The following is a 16213-nucleotide window of genomic DNA, read 5'->3' on the forward strand; positions in this document are numbered from 1 at the left end:
TTTCTGCGAGGTGAATTTGTGGAAACGTCCCTTCTGCGGAACCGTCCCGGAGAGCGTCGGAACGCTCGACGGGGAAGGTCGGAAACCGTCTTACTTGACGGTGACCTTGGCGCCGGCCTCTTCGAGCTTGGCCTTGGCAGCGTCGGCAGCGTCCTTGGCGACCTTCTCGAGGATCGGCTTCGGAGCACCCTCGACGAGGTCCTTGGCTTCCTTCAGGCCCAGGCCGGAGACGATCTCGCGAACGACCTTGATGACCTGGATCTTCTTCTCGCCGGCACCCTCGAGGATGACGTCGAACTCGTCCTGCTCGGACTCGGCCTCGGCAGCAGCGGCCGGAGCACCGGCGGCAGCGACGGCAACCGGAGCAGCAGCGGTGACCTCGAAGGTCTCCTCGAATGCCTTAACGAACTCCGAGAGCTCGAGCAGGGTCAGTTCCTTGAACGCGTCGAGCAGCTCTTCGGTGGTGAGCTTCGCCATGGTGGCGGTCCTTCCTGATAAGTCCCATGTCGCTGATCCGCGACCGGATGGGATGGTGCGTGCCGGAGCACGCGTGGATGTATCTTTCGCGGTGATGCAGATTCGCAGTGATGCGGATCAGCGTCAGGCGGCTTCTTCGCCCGCCTTCTTCTCCTGCAGAGCGGCCGCGAGGCGGGCCACCTGAGAAGCGGGGGCGTTGAACAGGCCTGCGGCCTTTGCCAAGTTGCCCTTCATCGCGCCGGCGAGCTTGGCCAACAGCACCTCGCGGGACTCGAGGTCCGCGATCTGGTTGACCTGCTCCACGGACAGCGCAGCGCCGTCCATGTAGCCGCCCTTGATGACGAGAGCCTTGTTGTCCTTCGCGAAGTTCTTCAGAGCCTTCGCAGCGTCCACCGCTTCGCCCTTGACGAACGCGATGGCGGTCGGACCGACGAACAGGTCGTCGAGACCCTCGACGCCCGCCTCAGCGGCGGCACGCTTGACCAGGGTGTTCTTGGCGACGGAGTAGGTGGCACCCTCTCCGAGAGCGCGACGCAGCTCGGTCAGACTTCCCACCGACAGACCACGGTATTCCGTGATCACGGCAGCGGTGGAGGTCTTGAACTGCTCGGTGATCTCCGCAACTGCGGAAACCTTCTCGGGCTTTGCCATACTTCGCCTCCTCTCAGTAACAGTCGTTTTCCCGGTGTCCCGAGTGGGACGCCCCACCGGACGACCGCCGGGACCGGAAAACGACGAACGCCCCGGCGCAGGGCACACGGGGCGTACAAGGAGGAGGAACTCGAATGCACCCGGAAGGCACATCGCGGTTCACATCTCCCCTAACCTCGTCCTCCTGCGTGGGCCGCCGGACAACTCCGGACCTTCAACCGATCCGCACGCGGATTCGGTGACCAACGGTCTTGGGTAGAACATGATCGGGGTGAAGATCGGCGCACGCCGAACTACCCGACCACTGTAGCGGACGATGTCCGCGAAATGCAAAACGGCCGGCACAGCGATGCTGTACCGGCCGCCTCAGGACGCAAATCCATTGCGTGCAGTGCGAATTACTCCGCGGTCTCGAGGAGGTTGCGGGTGCGCTGCGGGTCCACCGGGATGCCCGGGCCGGTGGTCGTAGCGATCGTGACCTTCTTGATGTAGCGGCCCTTCGCGCTGGACGGCTTGGCGCGGAGCACCTCGTCCAGAGCAGCAGCGTAGTTCTCGACCAGCTTGGTCTCGTCGAACGAGGCCTTGCCGATCACGAAGTGCAGGTTGGCGTTCTTGTCGACGCGGAAGCTGATCTTGCCACCCTTGATGTCGGTGACGGCCTTCGCGACGTCCGGGGTGACCGTGCCCGTCTTCGGGTTCGGCATCAGACCACGGGGACCGAGGACGCGGGCGATACGACCGACCTTCGCCATCTGGTCGGGGGTCGCGATCGCGGCGTCGAAGTCCAGCCAGCCGCCCTGGATGCGCTCGATCAGATCCTCGGCGCCCACGACGTCGGCACCTGCGGCCTCGGCCTCGGCAGCCTTCTCGCCCACCGCGAAGACGATGACGCGAGCGGTCTTACCCGTGCCGTGCGGCAGGTTGACCGTGCCGCGCACCATCTGGTCCGCCTTGCGGGGATCCACACCGAGTCGCATCGCGACCTCGACGGTGGCGTCGTAGTTCTTCGAGGTGGTCTCCTTCGCGAGCTTCGCAGCTGCGAGGGGGCTGTACAGGTTGTCCGAGTCGATCTTCTCGGCCGCGGCGAGGTATGCCTTGCTGCGCTTTGCCATGTTCTTTCCTAACTTCTCACCGGCAGGTGAATGGTTCGGGCGTGGTAGCGGGCCTGGCCGGCCCTCCCACGAGTGCTACTGCAGGCCCGGGGACGGAGCCCCGGAACAGCGAGGGGCTCAGCCCTCGACCGTGATGCCCATCGACCGAGCGGTGCCGGCGATGATCTTCGCGGCAGCCTCGATGTCGTTGGCGTTCAGGTCTTCCTGCTTGGTCTTGGCGATCTCGCGCACCTGATCCATGGTCACCTTGGCGACCTTGGTCTTGTGCGGCTCGCCGGAGCCCTTCTGCACGCCTGCGGCCTTGAGCAGGAGCTTCGCGGCCGGCGGGGTCTTCAGCTTGAAGTCGAACGAGCGGTCCTCGTAGACCGTGATCTCGACCGGCACGACGTTGCCACGCTGCGACTCGGTCGCCGCGTTGTACGCCTTGCAGAACTCCATGATGTTGACGCCGTGCTGACCCAGCGCGGGGCCGACCGGCGGAGCCGGGTTGGCCTGGCCGGCCTGGATCTGGAGCTTGATGAGCCCGGCGATCTTCTTCTTCTTGGGGGGCATCTCTATTCCTAGTTTCTTGCTCGGTGTGGTTCTTGCGTACTGCTACTGCAAGCTTGTGCGCGCCGGATGCCGGCGCCGTCGGATCCTGGGGATCGTCAGATCTTCGACACCTGGTTGAACGACAACTCCACGGGAGTCTCACGGCCGAAGATCGACACCAGGACCTTGAGCTTCTGCTGCTCGGCGTTGACCTCGCTGATGGAGGCGGGCAGCGTCGCGAACGGGCCGTCCATCACGGTGACGGACTCGCCGACCTCGAAGTCCACCTCGATGGCGGGCTTCGCAGCGGCGGCGGGAGCCTGCTCGCCTGCGGTCGGAGCACCGGCCGCCGGCTTCTTCTTCGCCTGCTGCGGGAGGAGGAACTTCACGACCTCCTTGATCGTCAGCGGCGACGGACGCGACGTGGCTCCGACGAAGCCGGTCACGCCGGGCGTGTTCCGGACGGCGCCCCACGACTCGTCGTTGAGTTCCATCCGGACGAGGATGTAGCCGGGCAGGACCTTGCGGTTGACCTGCTTGCGCTGACCGTTCTTGATCTCGGTGACCTCTTCGGTCGGCACCTCGACCTGGAAGATGTAATCGGCGAGGTCGAGGTTCTGGACGCGAGTCTCGAGGTTGGTCTTGACCTTGTTCTCGTAGCCGGCGTAGGAGTGCACGACGTACCAGTCGCCGGGCTCGCGCCGCAGCTGCTTCTCGAGGGCCTCGGCCGGGTCGACCTCGTCCTCTTCGGCGGCGGCGTCGGTGCCCTCCGCTGCGTCGGAGACCTCGACCTCGGTCTCGGCATCGGTGCCGGACTCGACAGCAGCGTCGGACTCGGAGACCTCGGTGTCCGCATCCGCCGACTCGGCCGTCACGTCGTCAACCAAGGCCTCGTCCGAAACGTGCTCCTCGGCCGAAGCCTCGTACGAGTCGTTCTCGGGGGTGCTCACCGGGCACTTTCCTCTCGTCGATCACATTTTTCGTCTCGCGCGGACAGGCGCTAACCGAACAACCAGCTGACGCCCTGTACGAACGCCAGATCCAATCCGAAGATGAACGCCGTCATGACGGTCACGAACGCAAGGACCACGAGTGTGTAGGTGGTCAACTGCTTGCGGTTGGGCCAGATCACCTTGCGGAGCTCGGCGACGACCTCACGGAAGAAGCGCACGAGTCGCTTGAAGATGTTCTCGGACTTCGCGGCGGGACGATCGCTCACGGCCGTGGCCGAACGCGACGTCTTCTTCATGGACACCGCGCTCGTCGTGGATGCCGAGGAATCGGCTGCACCACGACGGGTGGCCCGCTTGCCGGTCGGCCGAGCAGCCGCGGAGGAACCGTCGGGGGTCGCGCCGGTAGCCGTTCCAGCGTCGCCGGGGATGTTCCCTGCGGTGCCGCTGTGGCGCTGACCGCGCTCCTCGCTCACATCGTTCCTCTCGGTCGCTGGCAGTCCGGGGGCAGGGGCGACAGGACTTGAACCTGCAACCTGCGGTTTTGGAGACCGCTGCTCTGCCAATTGAGCTACGCCCCTCTGGTCGGACATCCACACTCGTACGAAGCGAGTGTCCGGAACCGACCCATCTGCGACCACATGACACGCGCGCTACCCCGTCGGGCCGTTACGGCCTTCGTAGAGCAGCGCGCTGCTATGCGATCCCAGAAGCCTAAGTGTACTGCATTGCCCCGGGACAAACCCAATCCGCTCGGCCGTCAGGCCAAACGGACCGTTGCCGTGGCGCGACCGAAGATCTTACGACCGTCGGACTTCGCCACGATAGCGACCACTGCTGTCTTGCTCTCCGCGTCCACCGACTTGATCTTGCCGGTGAACTCGATCTCGGCGGCCTTGTCGGCCTCCACATATACCGGACTGGTGAACCGAACGTTGTATTCGGTCACCGCGCCGGGGTCTCCCAGCCACTCCGTGACGAAGCCGGCCGCGATGCCCATCGAGAGCATGCCGTGCCCGACGACGTCGCGCAAGCCGGCCAGTTCGGCCACCTTGTCGCTCCAGTGGATCGGGTTGGGATCACCCGACACACCTGCATAGTTGACCAGATTTCCGCGCGTGAGCGTGACGACCTTCGACGGAAGCTCGTCCCCTACCGCGACATCCGCGAAACTACGGAGTGTCACTGTGCATCACCGGTGTCACTGTGCATCACCACATCCTTGACCGCGTGCGCGATGTTGTCGTCGACCTCGCCACCGGAACGGGCGACGAGCGTCGTCCACGAGGTGAGCACGAGATTGTCGTACTGATCCGTGATCACGTTCTTGGTGGTGATGATGTCGCTGCCGGCCGCCTGGCGGAAGTCGTCGAGGTAGACGTCGCAGAACAGCCTGTCGCCGGCCTGGATCGGGCGGTGGTAGACCATCCGCTGGTCGGTCTGCATGATCTGGCTCAGGTCGTAACCGGTGACGACCTCTTCGAACAGCTTGCGCTGCGCGATCATGCCGACGATCGAGACGAAGGTCAACGGCGCGATCACTCCGTCGTATCCCAGCCCGCGGGCTGCGTCGTCGTCGTGATGGGCCGGATGCGAATCGCGCACGGCACGGGCGTACTCGCGGATCTTCTCGCGACCGACCTCGTAGTAGTCGTCCACCCGGTAGTGGTGACCGACCATGGACTTGGCGTGCGCGGCGGCATCGAACGGGATCCCGGCCTGTTCGGTCGCGTCCACCGATTCCTGGTTCTCGAGTACGTTCGTCATACGCAAAACCTCCGCAATTCCGACGACGCCAACTGGCACGGTCGGTATTGCGGAGACCTTACGCGTCGACGTCGTTCCGACCGGCTACTTGGACTCGCGGTGCGACTGGTGCGTACCGCAGTTCGGGCAGAACTTCTTCAGTTCGAGCCGGTCGGGGTCGTTGCGACGGTTCTTCTTCGTGATGTAGTTGCGGTGCTTGCACACCTCGCAGGCCAAGGTGATCTTCGGCCGAACGTCAGTAGAGGAGGCCACGGGATGCCTTCTTTCGCGTCAATCCGATCAGTATCGATCAGGGTGGATCAATGAACTTTTGGTAGCGGTGACCGGACTTGAACCGGCGACGCAACGATTATGAGTCGTTTGCTCTACCAACTGAGCTACACCGCCTCGGTGCCGAGTGTCGCTACGAAGGCGGCACCTCAATCCAGCGAGCCCCCTGACGGAATCGAACCGTCGACCTTTTCCTTACCATGGAAACGCTCTGCCGACTGAGCTAAGGGGGCGTGGCCTCCGGAGCATCTCTGCTCGCTGCGGCCTCCAAAAGATTACACACACTCGGTCCTGGTGCAAAATCCGCTGGTAGAGGCCCATAAACGCCGCTCCCCTCCGAGCGCTGCACACCGGCACGCACCCGTGCCCACACGTACGTGCGCGGCGGGCCGGCGGCGGGCACCGGGCGCGAGGCGGAACGGCACGGCGTGCCGAGCCGCCCGGAACCTCGGGGAGAGCAGGACCCACATTCCGGAGCCCGCACCGTAAGGGCCCCGGAATGCAGAACGGCCCCGGTTCCGAAGAACCGGGGCCGTTCCGGTGGCAGGTGTAGGATTCGAACCTACGTAGGCGTAAGCCGACGGATTTACAGTCCGCTCCCATTGGCCGCTCGGGCAACCTGCCGGGTGCGATCGGGACCGCGTCCTCGATGCGTTTGGAAGAATACAACGCATACCCCCCCGAAACGCAAACCGAGTGGTCACAGCCCCGCGCGACCCGATAGCGTCGGGTGGACAGAACCCTTACAGACCAACCCGGAAGTGGAGTGAGACGTGGCTGATTCGTCGTTCGATGTGGTGAGCAAGGTCGACCGCCAGGAAGTGGACAACGCGCTGAACCAGGCGGCGAAGGAGATCGCCAACCGCTTCGATTTCCGGAACACCGGGGCGCACATCGAGTGGTCGGGCGACGAAGCCATCACGATCTCGGCCGAGACCGAGGACCGCGCGCTCGCCGCGCTGGAGGTCTTCAAGGAGAAGCTGATCCGCCGCGACCTGTCGCTCAAGTCCTTCGACGCCGGTGAGCCGACCCAGTCCGGCAAGGTCTACAAGATCACCGGCACGCTGGTGCAGGGCATCAGCCAGGAGAATGCCAAGAAGATCTCCAAGCTCATCCGTGACGAGGGCCCGAAGGGCGTCAAGGCGCAGATCCAGGGCGAGGAGCTGCGCGTGAGCAGCAAGAAGCGCGACGACCTGCAGGCCGTCATCTCGCTGCTCAAGAACGCCGACCTCGACATCGCCCTACAGTTCGTCAACTACCGCTAGTTCGTCGGCCGCGGCCGACGAAGCCCTCCCTACGACTCCGCCCGCGACCTTCGTCGTGGGCGGAGTCGTCTGAGGTGTCGTCTGTGGGGTGCCGTCCGTCAGCGGATCCCGGCCATGCGCTCGAGTCGTTCGATGCGGTCGGCCATCGGCGGATGCGTCGAGAACAACCGGCTCATCTTGTCGCCCGCCCGGAACGGGTTGGCGATCATCAGGTGCGACTGGGCCGCGAGCTTCGGTTCGGGCGGCAGCGGCGCGGCCTGCGTGCCGAGAGCGAGCTTGCGCAGCGCCGACGCGAGGGCCAGCGGATCGCCGGTGAGCTCGGCACCGGACTGGTCGGCCTGGTACTCCCGCGACCTCGACACGGCGAGCTTGACGACCGATGCCGCGATGGGGCCGAGCAGGGAAACCAGCAGCAGCGCCAGTGGATTCGCGCCACCCTCCCGGTTGCCGAAGGCCGACGCGAAGAACGCGAAGTTCGCCAGACCCGAGATGACGGCGGCCATCGCGCCGGCGACCGACGAGATGAGGATGTCGCGGTTGTAGACGTGCGCGAGTTCGTGGCCGAGCACCGCGCGCAGTTCCCGTTCGTTCAGGATCTCCAGGATGCCCGTCGTGCAGCACACGGCGGCGTTGCGCGGGTTACGTCCCGTGGCGAAGGCGTTGGGGGCGTTGGTGGGGCTGATGTAGAGCCGCGGCATGGGCTGATGCGCCGCGGTCGCGAGTTCGCGCACGATCCGGTACATCGCCGGTGCCTGCACCTCCGTGACCGGCTGGGCGTGCATCGCTCGGAGGGCGAGCTTGTCGCTGTTGAAGTACGCGTAACCGTTCATGCCGACCGCGAGCACGATCGATATCAGCAGGATCGTCGAATTGCCGAACAACGCTCCGACGAACACGATCAGCGCGGACATTCCGATCAACAGACCGGCCGTCTTGAGACGGTTCGAGTATCCGTGCACGTCGCACCCCTTCCGCACCACGATTCCCCACTCGTTCGTCCAACGAACGAGCGCACGGCGAGGTTCCCGCCCCGATCGGGGCGGGACGACACGACGGTCCGTCAGCCGACGCGGGCGACGGTGAAATCCACGAGGCGACGCAGCGCCTCGTTCGCCGGGCCCTGCGGCAGGGCGTCGAGTTCGGCGTGGGCGCGGGCGGCGTAGGTCGCGAGGGTCGCCTTCGCCGCATCCATCCCCGGCGAGCGGACGAGCAGTTCGAGCGCCTCGGCGACGTGTGCTTCGTCCTCGATGGGACCGACGAGCAGTTCGCGCAGGCGATCTGCTTCCGGTCCGGTCTCCCGCAGCGCGTAGAGCACCGGCAGGGTGTACACACCCTCGCGGAGATCGGTTCCGGGGGTCTTGCCCGACTCCGTGGTGTCGGACGCGATGTCGATGATGTCGTCGACGATCTGGAAGGCGGTGCCGACGGCGTCGCCGAGCCGTTCGAGACGCTCGACGTGCTCGGCATCGGCACCCGAGAACGTTCCGCCGAAGCGACCGCTGGCGGCAATTAGAGAACCGGTCTTCTCCCAGATCACCCGCAGGTAGTGCTCGACCGGGTCGTCGTTGGTGCGCGCACCGATGGTCTCGCGCATCTGACCGGTGACCAACTCGGCGAACGTCTCCGCGATGATCTGCACGGCCGACGGACCCAGGGTCGACACCAGCCGTGAGGCGTGCGCGAACAGATAGTCGCCGGCGAGGATCGCGACGCTGTTGCCCCAGCGCACGTTGGCGCTCGGGGCACCGCGACGCATCGTCGCCTCGTCCATCACGTCGTCGTGGTAGAGCGTCGCGAGGTGCACGAGCTCGACGACGGTCGCCGCCGTCACCACGGCGGGATCGGTGGGTTTCGGCCCGAGCTGCGCGGTGAGGATCGTGAACAGCGGCCGGAATCGCTTGCCACCCGCCTTCGCCAGGTGCAGCGCGGCCTCCGTCAGGAAGTCCTCACCGTCGGACAGTTCCTCGACCAGGAGTTTCTCGACGCTCGCGAGGCCGTCCCCGACTGTCGCGGCGAGGACCGGATCGCCGAGTTCCACACCGGCCACGACGGTGCTCGGCGCCGCATCGGCCGAACCGGCGGTCCGAGCCGCCCCCTCAGTGCTCACGATGACGTACCCATCCTGTTCTGTCGCCTCGACTTCACCGTAGTGAACCTAGCCGTTCGTTCGCCGATCCACCTCGTCGAGGCGGCCGATCGCGGCCTGAGAAGATGGAGCGGTGGTGGCCGAACACTCCGCGCGAGATCCGCGGCAATCCCAGTCCTGCGTTCCCGACAGTACCGATGTTCTCGTCGTCGGTGCCGGTCCAGCCGGTTCCGCCGCCGCAGCGTGGGCTGCCCGCGCCGGCCGTGAGGTGTTGCTCGTCGATGCCGCGACCTTCCCTCGCGACAAGACCTGCGGTGACGGACTGACCCCACGCGCCGTCGCCGAACTCGACGAACTCGGCCTCGGCGACTGGCTGCGCACCCGCACCGTCAACCGCGGTCTGCGTCTCGAGGGCTTCGGTGGCCGCTTCGAACTCCCCTGGCCCGACTCGTCGTTCCCGGTCGTGGGCAGCGCCGTGCCGCGCACCGAACTCGACGCCCGGATCCGGCAGGTCGCGCTCGACTCGGGTGCCCGCGCCGTGGACGGAACGAAGGCCGTCGACGTCGAACGCGAGGGCGACCGGGTCTCGGCCGTGATCTTCCGCACCGCCGACGGACCGCGGACCGTCCGCTGCCGCATGCTGATCGTCGCGGACGGGGTGCGCTCTCCCCTCGGTAAGGTGCTCGGTCGTCGCTGGCACCGCGCCACCACCTACGGCGTGGCCGCGCGGGCCTACGCCACCTCCCCGCGCAGCGACGATCCGTGGATCACCTCGCACCTCGAACTGCGCGACGACGCGGGCGCCGTCCAGCCGGGCTACGGCTGGGTGTTCCCGCTCGGCACCGGCGAGGTGAACCTGGGAGTGGGAACCCTCGCGACCGCCTCGCGACCCGCGAGCGGATCGCTGCGACCGCTCATCGACCTCTACGCGCGGCAACGCCGCACCGAATGGGAGCTCGGCGAGGTGACGCGCGTGGCGTCGGCGCTGCTGCCCATGGGCGGAGCCGTGTCGGGGGTCGCGGGCAGGAACTGGGCGCTGATCGGCGACGCCGCGGCGTGCGTCAATCCGCTCAACGGCGAGGGCATCGACTACGGACTCGAAGGTGGTCGGCTGATCGCCGGGCTGCTCGACTCCGACGACCTCACCGACCTGTGGCCTACGACGCTGCGCTCCCACTACGGCCGCGCGTTCTCCACCGCGCGTCGCCTCGCGAGCCTGCTCACGATCCCGAAGTTCCTGCCGGCGACCGGCCCGATCGCGATGCGGTCGCGGACGATGATGTCGGTCGCGGTGCGGGTGATGGGCAATCTCGTCACCGACGAGGACGCCGACCTCGTGGCCCGGGTGTGGCGGACGAGCGGTCATCTCTCGATGCGCTGGGATCGGCAACCGCTCTTCGCCTGAGTGCCGCGCGACTACTGCGGCTACTTGCGTACCGCGCGGTGCAGGGCGGTGATTCCCCCGGTGAGATTGCGCCACTTCACGTCGCTCCAGCCCGCGGCCTCGATGCGTCGGGCGAGCTGTTCCTGATCGGGCCAGGCCCGGATCGATTCGGCGAGGTAGACGTAGGCGTCGGGATTGCTGCTGACCGCCCGCGCGACCCGCGGCAGCGTCCGCATCAGGTACTCCATGTAGACGGTGCGCAGCGGTTCCCGGACCGGCGTGGAGAATTCGCACACCACGAGGCGTCCACCCGGCTTGACCACCCGGGCGATCTCGCGCAGTCCCTCGTCCGGGTCGGCGACGTTGCGCAGGCCGAAGGAGATGGTCGCGGCGTCGAAGACCGCGTCGGCGAACGGCAGTTTCATCGCGTCGCCCGCGACCATCGGGACGTTGCGGAACTCACCGGCGTGCAACATGCCCTTGGAGAAATCGGTGGCGACGACCCACGCGCCGGACCGCCCGAGTTCGACGGTGGAGACCCCGGTGCCGGCGGCCAGGTCGAGCACCCGCTCGCCCGGCTTCAGGTCGAGAGCCGCACGGGTCGCGCGACGCCACCCGCGGTCCTGCCCGAACGACAGGACGGTGTTGGTCAGGTCGTAGCGTGCAGCGACCCCGTCGAACATGGACGCGACCTCACGCGGGTCCTTGTCGAGCGACGCGCGCGATCCGTGAGTTGTTGCCACGGCCGAAACGTTACCCGCTCCCCTAGTGGACGCCGGCGCTCACGCGGCGCGGCGGAGCGCGTGCGCGGGCAGTCCCTGCACCCGCCGGTAATGGGCGAGCAACTCGTCGCACAGCACGGGCCAGGTGCGTCCGAGCACTCCACGGCGTGCCGCACCACCGAACTCGTCCCGGATCCCGGGAGCGAGCAGCGCAGCGACGGCTCGGGGCAGCAGTTCGACGAAGCGGTCCACCGGCAGTCGGTAACCGTTGCGGCAGTGGGCGACGAGATCGCGTGGTCCGCCCGCGTCCGGCACGATCGCCGGGACCCCGCTCGCCAGGGCTTCCTGCACGGCCTGGCAGAAGGTCTCGTGTTCACCGGGATGGACGAAGACGTCGAGGCTCGCGTGGGCGCGGGCCAGTTCCTCTCCCCCGAGCTGCCCGGTGAACACGGCCGACGGCAACTGTCGTTCGAGCCGCGACCGTTCGGGACCGTCGCCGACGACGACGAGCTGCAGCCGCGGGTCGTGGGCGAGGATCGCGAGCCGCTCGACGTGCTTCTCGGGCGCGAGGCGTCCCACGAAACCGACGATCGGGCGGCCGTCCGGCGACCAGCGGGCGCGCAGGTCCTCGTCCCGCTGGGACGGCGCGAAGCGGTCGGTGTCGACGCCCCGCGACCAGCGCCGCACGCGCGGGATGCCGTGGGCCACGAGGTCGTCCACGGCGGCGGTCGAGGGGGCGAGGGTGAGATCGCAGCCGCGGTGCAGGCGACGAGTCCACCGCCAGGACGCACGCGCCGCGAGGCCGAGCCCGTAGCTGGAGGCGAATCCGGCCACGTCCGTCTGATAGATCGCGACCGTCGGAACGTCGAGGCGTCCCGCGGCGGCGAGACCGCCGGCACCGAGCACGAACGGGGACGCGAGGTGCACCACGTCCGGCGCGAAGGTGCGCAGCACCGGAAGGAGTTCCGGTCCTGGCACGCCCACCGGGAGGGAGCTGATCCTCGGTACGCGCACCGCCGGTACACGGTGGACGGGTGTCCCGCGATGGTCGGACGGAGCGGGTGGCCGGCCTGCGATCGTGTCGGGTGCGACGACCAGCGCGTCGTGTCCGGTGCGGTCGAGGTGCTCGAGGACGCGGAGCACCGAGTTGGTGACGCCGTTGACGTTCGGGAGGAAGGATTCCGCGACGATGGCTACTCGCACGCCGACAGCGTGGCGAGCCTGCGAGTCGAGCAGGTGCGAGCCCGGTGACCGAGGGACGAAGTCGCGACGAACGTTTCGTTCGTCACATCTGCAGGTGTCGATCCTTCACGTCGGGAGCGACAGCGGGTGCGGCGGTCGCCCTCCGCCGCAGCCACATCAGCACCGGCGTGGCGATCAGCCATGTGACGACGATCACCGACCCGGTGGGGATCAGGGCGACGCGGGCGTCGCGACCGGTCACACGAACGAGATCGGGATCACTCCGGGCGTACTCCACGGCGATCCGCTGCCCGGCGGTCAACCCCGTCGGATACAGAACACCGAGCTCGGGATTGTGCGTCACACCATCGGGAGTGACGAAACTCACGGCGGACCGCAGGGAGCCGGCCGAGAGCACCTCGGCGACGGCCGTGCCCGTGTCGGAGCGGATGGTGAGGTCGTTGCGGAGGGCGCCGAGGAACAGGATCACCGCGAGGGCGGAGATCGCCGCCGCGACGATGACAACCGCGCGCCGCGCGCGCTCGGGTCCGCTCACAGCTGCGCTCGCACCGCCGCGTGCAGTTCGCGCAGCCCGGCCCGATCCGTGGTGACCTCGACCACACGGATGCCCGCGGGCGGCGCAGCGTCGTCCGCAAGGACGAGCGCGAGTCCCTGCAGATCCACCCGCTCGTGCGGAACGCGGTAGGCCGCGCACAGTGCCGCGAGGTCCATGCCGTGCGGGGTGCCGAAAACACGCTCGAAGACACCTGCGTACTGCGGGTCGCCCTGTTCGAGCAGTTCGAAGATTCCGCCGCCGTCGTCGTTCGCGACGACGATGGTGAGGTTCTGCGGCCGCGGCTCCGACGGCCCGATGAGCAGGCCCGATGCGTCGTGCAGGAAGGTCAGGTCGCCGAGCAGCGCGACGGTCCGTCCCTGCTCGTAGGCGAGTGCGGCACCGACGGCGGTGGAGACCGTGCCGTCGATCCCGGCGACACCGCGGTTGGACAGCACCTTCACGTCGGGCTTCGGGTAGCTCACGAGCGCCGCGTCGCGCACCGGGTTCGACGCCCCGAGCAGCAGCTGGTCGCCGGGCTTCAGCGAATCCGTGACCACCGCGGCGACGTGCAGTCCGGTGGCCTTCGGGTGCCCGTCGAGCTGGGCGCGCACAGCCTTGTCGGTGTGCGCCGACAGCTGGCGGCATCGTTCGAGCCACGCCTCGTCGGGTGTTCCCGACACCACGGCGCGGGTGCCGGTCGCGATGACGTTGCCCGAGACGTCGGGCCAACGCGGGCCGGTGGTCAGCGCGTACACGGTGACGGCGGGGTCGGCGAGCAGGTTCGACACCGGGCGGTGCAGGGTGGGCCGTCCGGTGATGATCGCCTGGCGCGGCTTCAGGTGCGGCAGCGCCATCGGATGCACCGGGATGCCGTGCAACGGTGCGGTGGGTTCGGCGACGGTCGGCAGCCCGGACAGTTCGGGGCGGTGGGCGGAACCGTGACCGGAGACGACGATCGTGTCGGGGGTCAGGTCGATCTCGAGCGGGACGTCGAGGGTGGCGTGCACCGTGGTGGTCCAGGCCTTGCCGTCGGGACGGCCCTCGGGCACCGGGCCCTTCGCGTCGAGCTCGGGCACGAGCGGTTCGCGCAGCGGGATGTCGAAGTGGACCGGGCCTGCGTTGCCCGAGCGGGTTCCGCGGGCGGCGGCGAGAACCCGGGAGACCGCCGAACGCCACTGGCTGTTCTGTTCGATGCCTTCGGCGAGGCCGAGGCTGATGGTGGCGCGCACCTGGCTGCCGAACAACCCGAGTTGTTCGACGGTCTGGTTCGCACCGGATCCGAGCAGTTCGTAGGGGCGATTGGCGCTGAGCACGACCAATGGGACGCGAGCATAGTTCGCCTCGAGCACGGCCGGCGCGAGGTTGGCCACGGCGGTACCGGAGGTCATGACGACCGGGACGGGACGCCCCGAGGCGAGGGCCAGGCCGATCGCGAGGAATCCGGCGGTGCGCTCGTCGATACGCATGTGCAGGCGCAGACGTCCTGCGCTGTCGGCGGCCTGGAGCGCGAAGGCGAGCGGCGCGTTGCGCGAGCCCGGGCACAGCACGACGTCCCGAACACCGCCCCGGGCGAGTTCGTCGACGACAGCAGTGGCCTGGGCAGTGGACGGATTCACGGAGTCCAGGGTAATTGCGCCGGAAATGTGGCCGGGTAGAGGTGCGGTCAGAATGGAGGCCGTGCGCACAGTCTTCGATCCCGACGAGTCGAGTCCCGGCCGCTTCTACCGCCTTCTCACCGCGACAATCGTGCCGAGACCGATCGCGTGGGTGTCCACCGAGGCCGAGGACGGTGTGTTCAATCTCGCTCCGTACAGCTTCTTCACGGTGGCGAGTACGGCCCCGCCGGTCGTGCAGTTCACGTCCGTGGGCCGGAAGGACAGTCTGCGGAACATCGAGCAGACGGGCGAGTTCGTGATCAACATCGCGACCGTGTCGTTGATGGAGAAGGTCAACGCCTCGTCGGCGGCGTTCCCGCACGACATCGACGAGTTCACCGAGGTGGGTCTGCACGCCGAGCCGAGCGAGCGGGTGCGGCCCCCGCGGGTCGCGGAGGCACCCGCCTCGATCGAGTGCCGGTTGCACCGTGTGATCGAGATCGGCGACTCGTTCGTCGTGATGGGCGACGTCCTCGCCGTGACCGTCGATTCGGAGGTGCTGGCGGAGGACAGTGCCCCCGACTTCGCGGCGCTCGGCGCGGTGAGCCGGTTGGGGCGGACGGAATGGGGACTGACGCCCGCGGTGCGGAGACTGCAACGGCCCGGCACTCCCGGGTGAGGACACAGGTTAGGCTCCGCTGAACGATCGTCGGGATGCTGCACGTCGTCAGTGGTGGCATCCGAGCAACCTCGGAGGGCCGTATGGCGAAGAGCACCGGAACCGCACGGCGCAATCCCTATCTCAAGCCCGAGTCGCGGCGGATGGTGCGCGCGCAGGTACTCGCCGCCGAACGGATCAGCCCGACCTTCGTGCGCATCACCGTCGGTGGCGACGACGTCGACTCGATCGCACCGATGGGCTTCGACCACTGGTTCCGCATGTTCTTCCCCACCCCGGAGCAGCAGGAACTGACCCTCCCCGGTGCGACCGACGACCGTTGGTGGCCCGAATACCAGGAGCTACCCGAGGATCGGCGTCCGGTGCTGCGGAACTACACGTTCCGCCGCGTGCGACCTGCGGGCACCGGGCTGTTCGGCCCGACCTCCGAGATCGAGATCGATTTCGCGTCGCACGGCGATCTGGGCCCGGCCTCGGCGTGGGCGGAGCGGGCGCAGCCCGGTGACGAGATCGGCATCCTCGACGAGGGCATCAGCAACCTGCCTCTCGACGAGGCACGGTCGTGGCTGCTCGTCGGCGACGAGAGCGCGGTGCCCGCCGTAGCGGGCATCCTCGACTCGATTCTTGCTCTCGACCCGCTTGCGGCCGTGGAGGTCTTCGTCGAGGTTCCGCACCCCGACGACCTCACCGCCCAGGCCCTGCGGACGGGCGAGAACGTACGGGTGCATCCGGTGATCAGGACGGATGGCGAGGCGGTTCCGGGCAGTCTCGTCGCCGACGCGGTGCGGGAGTCGACCCCGTCGTCGGATTCCGCCCACGCGTTCGTCGCGGGCGAGTCGTCGCTCGCGACCGGTGTGCGCCGTTATCTCGTGCGCGAGTGCGGCTGGGACCGGTCGGCGGTGACCTTCATCGGCTACTGGAAGTACGGCGAGCCCGTCTACTGACGGCCCGAACTTCCCCGGAACGACGGACGTCGCTGGTGTCGG

At 67.7% G+C, this 16213-nt stretch carries 19 protein-coding genes and 4 tRNA genes; 4 read left to right on the forward strand and 19 right to left on the reverse strand.

Features of this window, described 5'->3' with window-relative positions; all coding sequences use genetic code 11:
- Positions 1-90 precede the first annotated feature (90 nt).
- The 13 genes from rplL to ACWPOC_RS22475 form a co-directional block, all read right to left on the reverse strand.
- On the reverse strand, positions 91-477 hold the full coding sequence (rplL, locus tag ACWPOC_RS22415; RefSeq protein WP_024101686.1) for a 50S ribosomal protein L7/L12: 387 nt from the start codon (positions 475-477) through the stop codon (positions 91-93).
- A 123-nt stretch (positions 478-600) separates the two neighbouring features.
- On the reverse strand, positions 601-1128 hold the full coding sequence (rplJ, locus tag ACWPOC_RS22420) for a 50S ribosomal protein L10 (protein ID WP_006552288.1): 528 nt from the start codon (positions 1126-1128) through the stop codon (positions 601-603).
- Positions 1129-1526: 398 nt separating this feature from the next.
- On the reverse strand, positions 1527-2240 hold the full coding sequence (gene rplA, locus ACWPOC_RS22425) for a 50S ribosomal protein L1 (RefSeq protein WP_016932671.1): 714 nt from the start codon (positions 2238-2240) through the stop codon (positions 1527-1529).
- A 117-nt stretch (positions 2241-2357) separates the two neighbouring features.
- Positions 2358-2792, reverse strand: coding sequence for a 50S ribosomal protein L11 (gene rplK, locus ACWPOC_RS22430; protein WP_006552290.1), 435 nt, complete (start codon positions 2790-2792; stop codon positions 2358-2360).
- A 95-nt stretch (positions 2793-2887) separates the two neighbouring features.
- Positions 2888-3721 carry a transcription termination/antitermination protein NusG gene (gene nusG / locus ACWPOC_RS22435; protein ID WP_230791088.1) on the reverse strand — a complete coding sequence of 278 codons (834 nt, stop codon included), beginning with the start codon at positions 3719-3721 and terminating at the stop codon, positions 2888-2890.
- Positions 3722-3771: 50 nt separating this feature from the next.
- The gene (gene secE / locus ACWPOC_RS22440) at positions 3772-4197 is read right to left on the reverse strand and encodes a preprotein translocase subunit SecE (protein ID WP_120280027.1); all 426 of its coding nucleotides are present in this window, start codon (positions 4195-4197) and stop codon (positions 3772-3774) included.
- Between the two features lie 32 nt (positions 4198-4229).
- Positions 4230-4302 (reverse strand) — tRNA-Trp (locus ACWPOC_RS22445).
- Positions 4303-4481: 179 nt separating this feature from the next.
- Positions 4482-4907, reverse strand: coding sequence for a (3R)-hydroxyacyl-ACP dehydratase subunit HadB (gene hadB / locus ACWPOC_RS22450; protein ID WP_019291230.1), 426 nt, complete (start codon positions 4905-4907; stop codon positions 4482-4484).
- Positions 4904-5488: a (3R)-hydroxyacyl-ACP dehydratase subunit HadA gene (hadA, locus tag ACWPOC_RS22455; protein WP_159417761.1), complete on the reverse strand. Its 585-nt coding sequence runs from the start codon at positions 5486-5488 to the stop codon at positions 4904-4906. The genes hadB and hadA overlap by 4 nt, the downstream gene beginning before the upstream one ends.
- 84 nt (positions 5489-5572) lie before the next feature.
- Positions 5573-5740, reverse strand: a complete 168-nt coding sequence (rpmG, locus tag ACWPOC_RS22460; RefSeq protein WP_003941903.1) for a 50S ribosomal protein L33 — start codon at positions 5738-5740, stop codon at positions 5573-5575.
- 59 nt (positions 5741-5799) lie between these two features.
- Positions 5800-5875 (reverse strand) — tRNA-Met (locus ACWPOC_RS22465).
- 43 nt (positions 5876-5918) lie between these two features.
- Positions 5919-5991: transfer RNA gene (locus tag ACWPOC_RS22470), tRNA-Thr, on the reverse strand.
- A gap of 308 nt (positions 5992-6299) precedes the next feature.
- Positions 6300-6382 (reverse strand) — tRNA-Tyr (locus ACWPOC_RS22475).
- A 149-nt stretch (positions 6383-6531) separates the two neighbouring features.
- On the opposite strand from ACWPOC_RS22475, the gene ACWPOC_RS22480 reads away from it, so the two are divergent.
- Positions 6532-7023 (forward strand): YajQ family cyclic di-GMP-binding protein, encoded by a 492-nt coding sequence (locus tag ACWPOC_RS22480; protein ID WP_006552295.1) that lies wholly within the window; start codon positions 6532-6534, stop codon positions 7021-7023.
- A 98-nt stretch (positions 7024-7121) separates the two neighbouring features.
- On the opposite strand, the gene htpX is transcribed toward ACWPOC_RS22480, so the two are convergent.
- Both htpX and ACWPOC_RS22490 read right to left on the reverse strand, forming a co-directional pair.
- Positions 7122-7982 carry a zinc metalloprotease HtpX gene (gene htpX / locus ACWPOC_RS22485; protein ID WP_024101689.1) on the reverse strand — a complete coding sequence of 287 codons (861 nt, stop codon included), beginning with the start codon at positions 7980-7982 and terminating at the stop codon, positions 7122-7124.
- A 101-nt stretch (positions 7983-8083) separates the two neighbouring features.
- Entirely contained in the window at positions 8084-9130 is a 1047-nt protein-coding gene (locus ACWPOC_RS22490; protein WP_120280030.1) for a polyprenyl synthetase family protein, read from the reverse strand.
- A gap of 112 nt (positions 9131-9242) precedes the next feature.
- On the opposite strand from ACWPOC_RS22490, the gene ACWPOC_RS22495 reads away from it, so the two are divergent.
- The gene (locus tag ACWPOC_RS22495; RefSeq protein WP_455409361.1) at positions 9243-10514 is read left to right on the forward strand and encodes a geranylgeranyl reductase family protein; all 1272 of its coding nucleotides are present in this window, start codon (positions 9243-9245) and stop codon (positions 10512-10514) included.
- Positions 10515-10534: 20 nt separating this feature from the next.
- Here the strand turns inward: ACWPOC_RS22495 and ACWPOC_RS22500 are convergent, their stop codons facing one another.
- From ACWPOC_RS22500 to menD, 4 genes are all read right to left on the reverse strand, one after another.
- Positions 10535-11236 (reverse strand): demethylmenaquinone methyltransferase, encoded by a 702-nt coding sequence (locus tag ACWPOC_RS22500; protein ID WP_071935515.1) that lies wholly within the window; start codon positions 11234-11236, stop codon positions 10535-10537.
- A gap of 39 nt (positions 11237-11275) precedes the next feature.
- Entirely contained in the window at positions 11276-12418 is a 1143-nt protein-coding gene (locus ACWPOC_RS22505) for a glycosyltransferase family 4 protein (protein ID WP_455409362.1), read from the reverse strand.
- A gap of 82 nt (positions 12419-12500) precedes the next feature.
- Positions 12501-12953 (reverse strand): DUF3592 domain-containing protein, encoded by a 453-nt coding sequence (locus ACWPOC_RS22510; protein ID WP_120280033.1) that lies wholly within the window; start codon positions 12951-12953, stop codon positions 12501-12503.
- Positions 12950-14569, reverse strand: a complete 1620-nt coding sequence (gene menD, locus ACWPOC_RS22515; protein ID WP_120280034.1) for a 2-succinyl-5-enolpyruvyl-6-hydroxy-3-cyclohexene-1-carboxylic-acid synthase — start codon at positions 14567-14569, stop codon at positions 12950-12952. The genes ACWPOC_RS22510 and menD overlap by 4 nt, the downstream gene beginning before the upstream one ends.
- Before the next feature lie 52 nt (positions 14570-14621).
- On the opposite strand from menD, the gene ACWPOC_RS22520 reads away from it, so the two are divergent.
- Together ACWPOC_RS22520 and ACWPOC_RS22525 are read left to right on the forward strand one after the other, a co-directional pair.
- Positions 14622-15227 (forward strand): flavin reductase family protein, encoded by a 606-nt coding sequence (locus tag ACWPOC_RS22520; RefSeq protein WP_120280035.1) that lies wholly within the window; start codon positions 14622-14624, stop codon positions 15225-15227.
- Between the two features lie 83 nt (positions 15228-15310).
- Positions 15311-16171 carry a siderophore-interacting protein gene (locus ACWPOC_RS22525; protein WP_183070549.1) on the forward strand — a complete coding sequence of 287 codons (861 nt, stop codon included), beginning with the start codon at positions 15311-15313 and terminating at the stop codon, positions 16169-16171.
- Positions 16172-16213: the final 42 nt, after the last annotated feature.

This window comes from Rhodococcus sp. 5G237 (assembly GCF_053764735.1).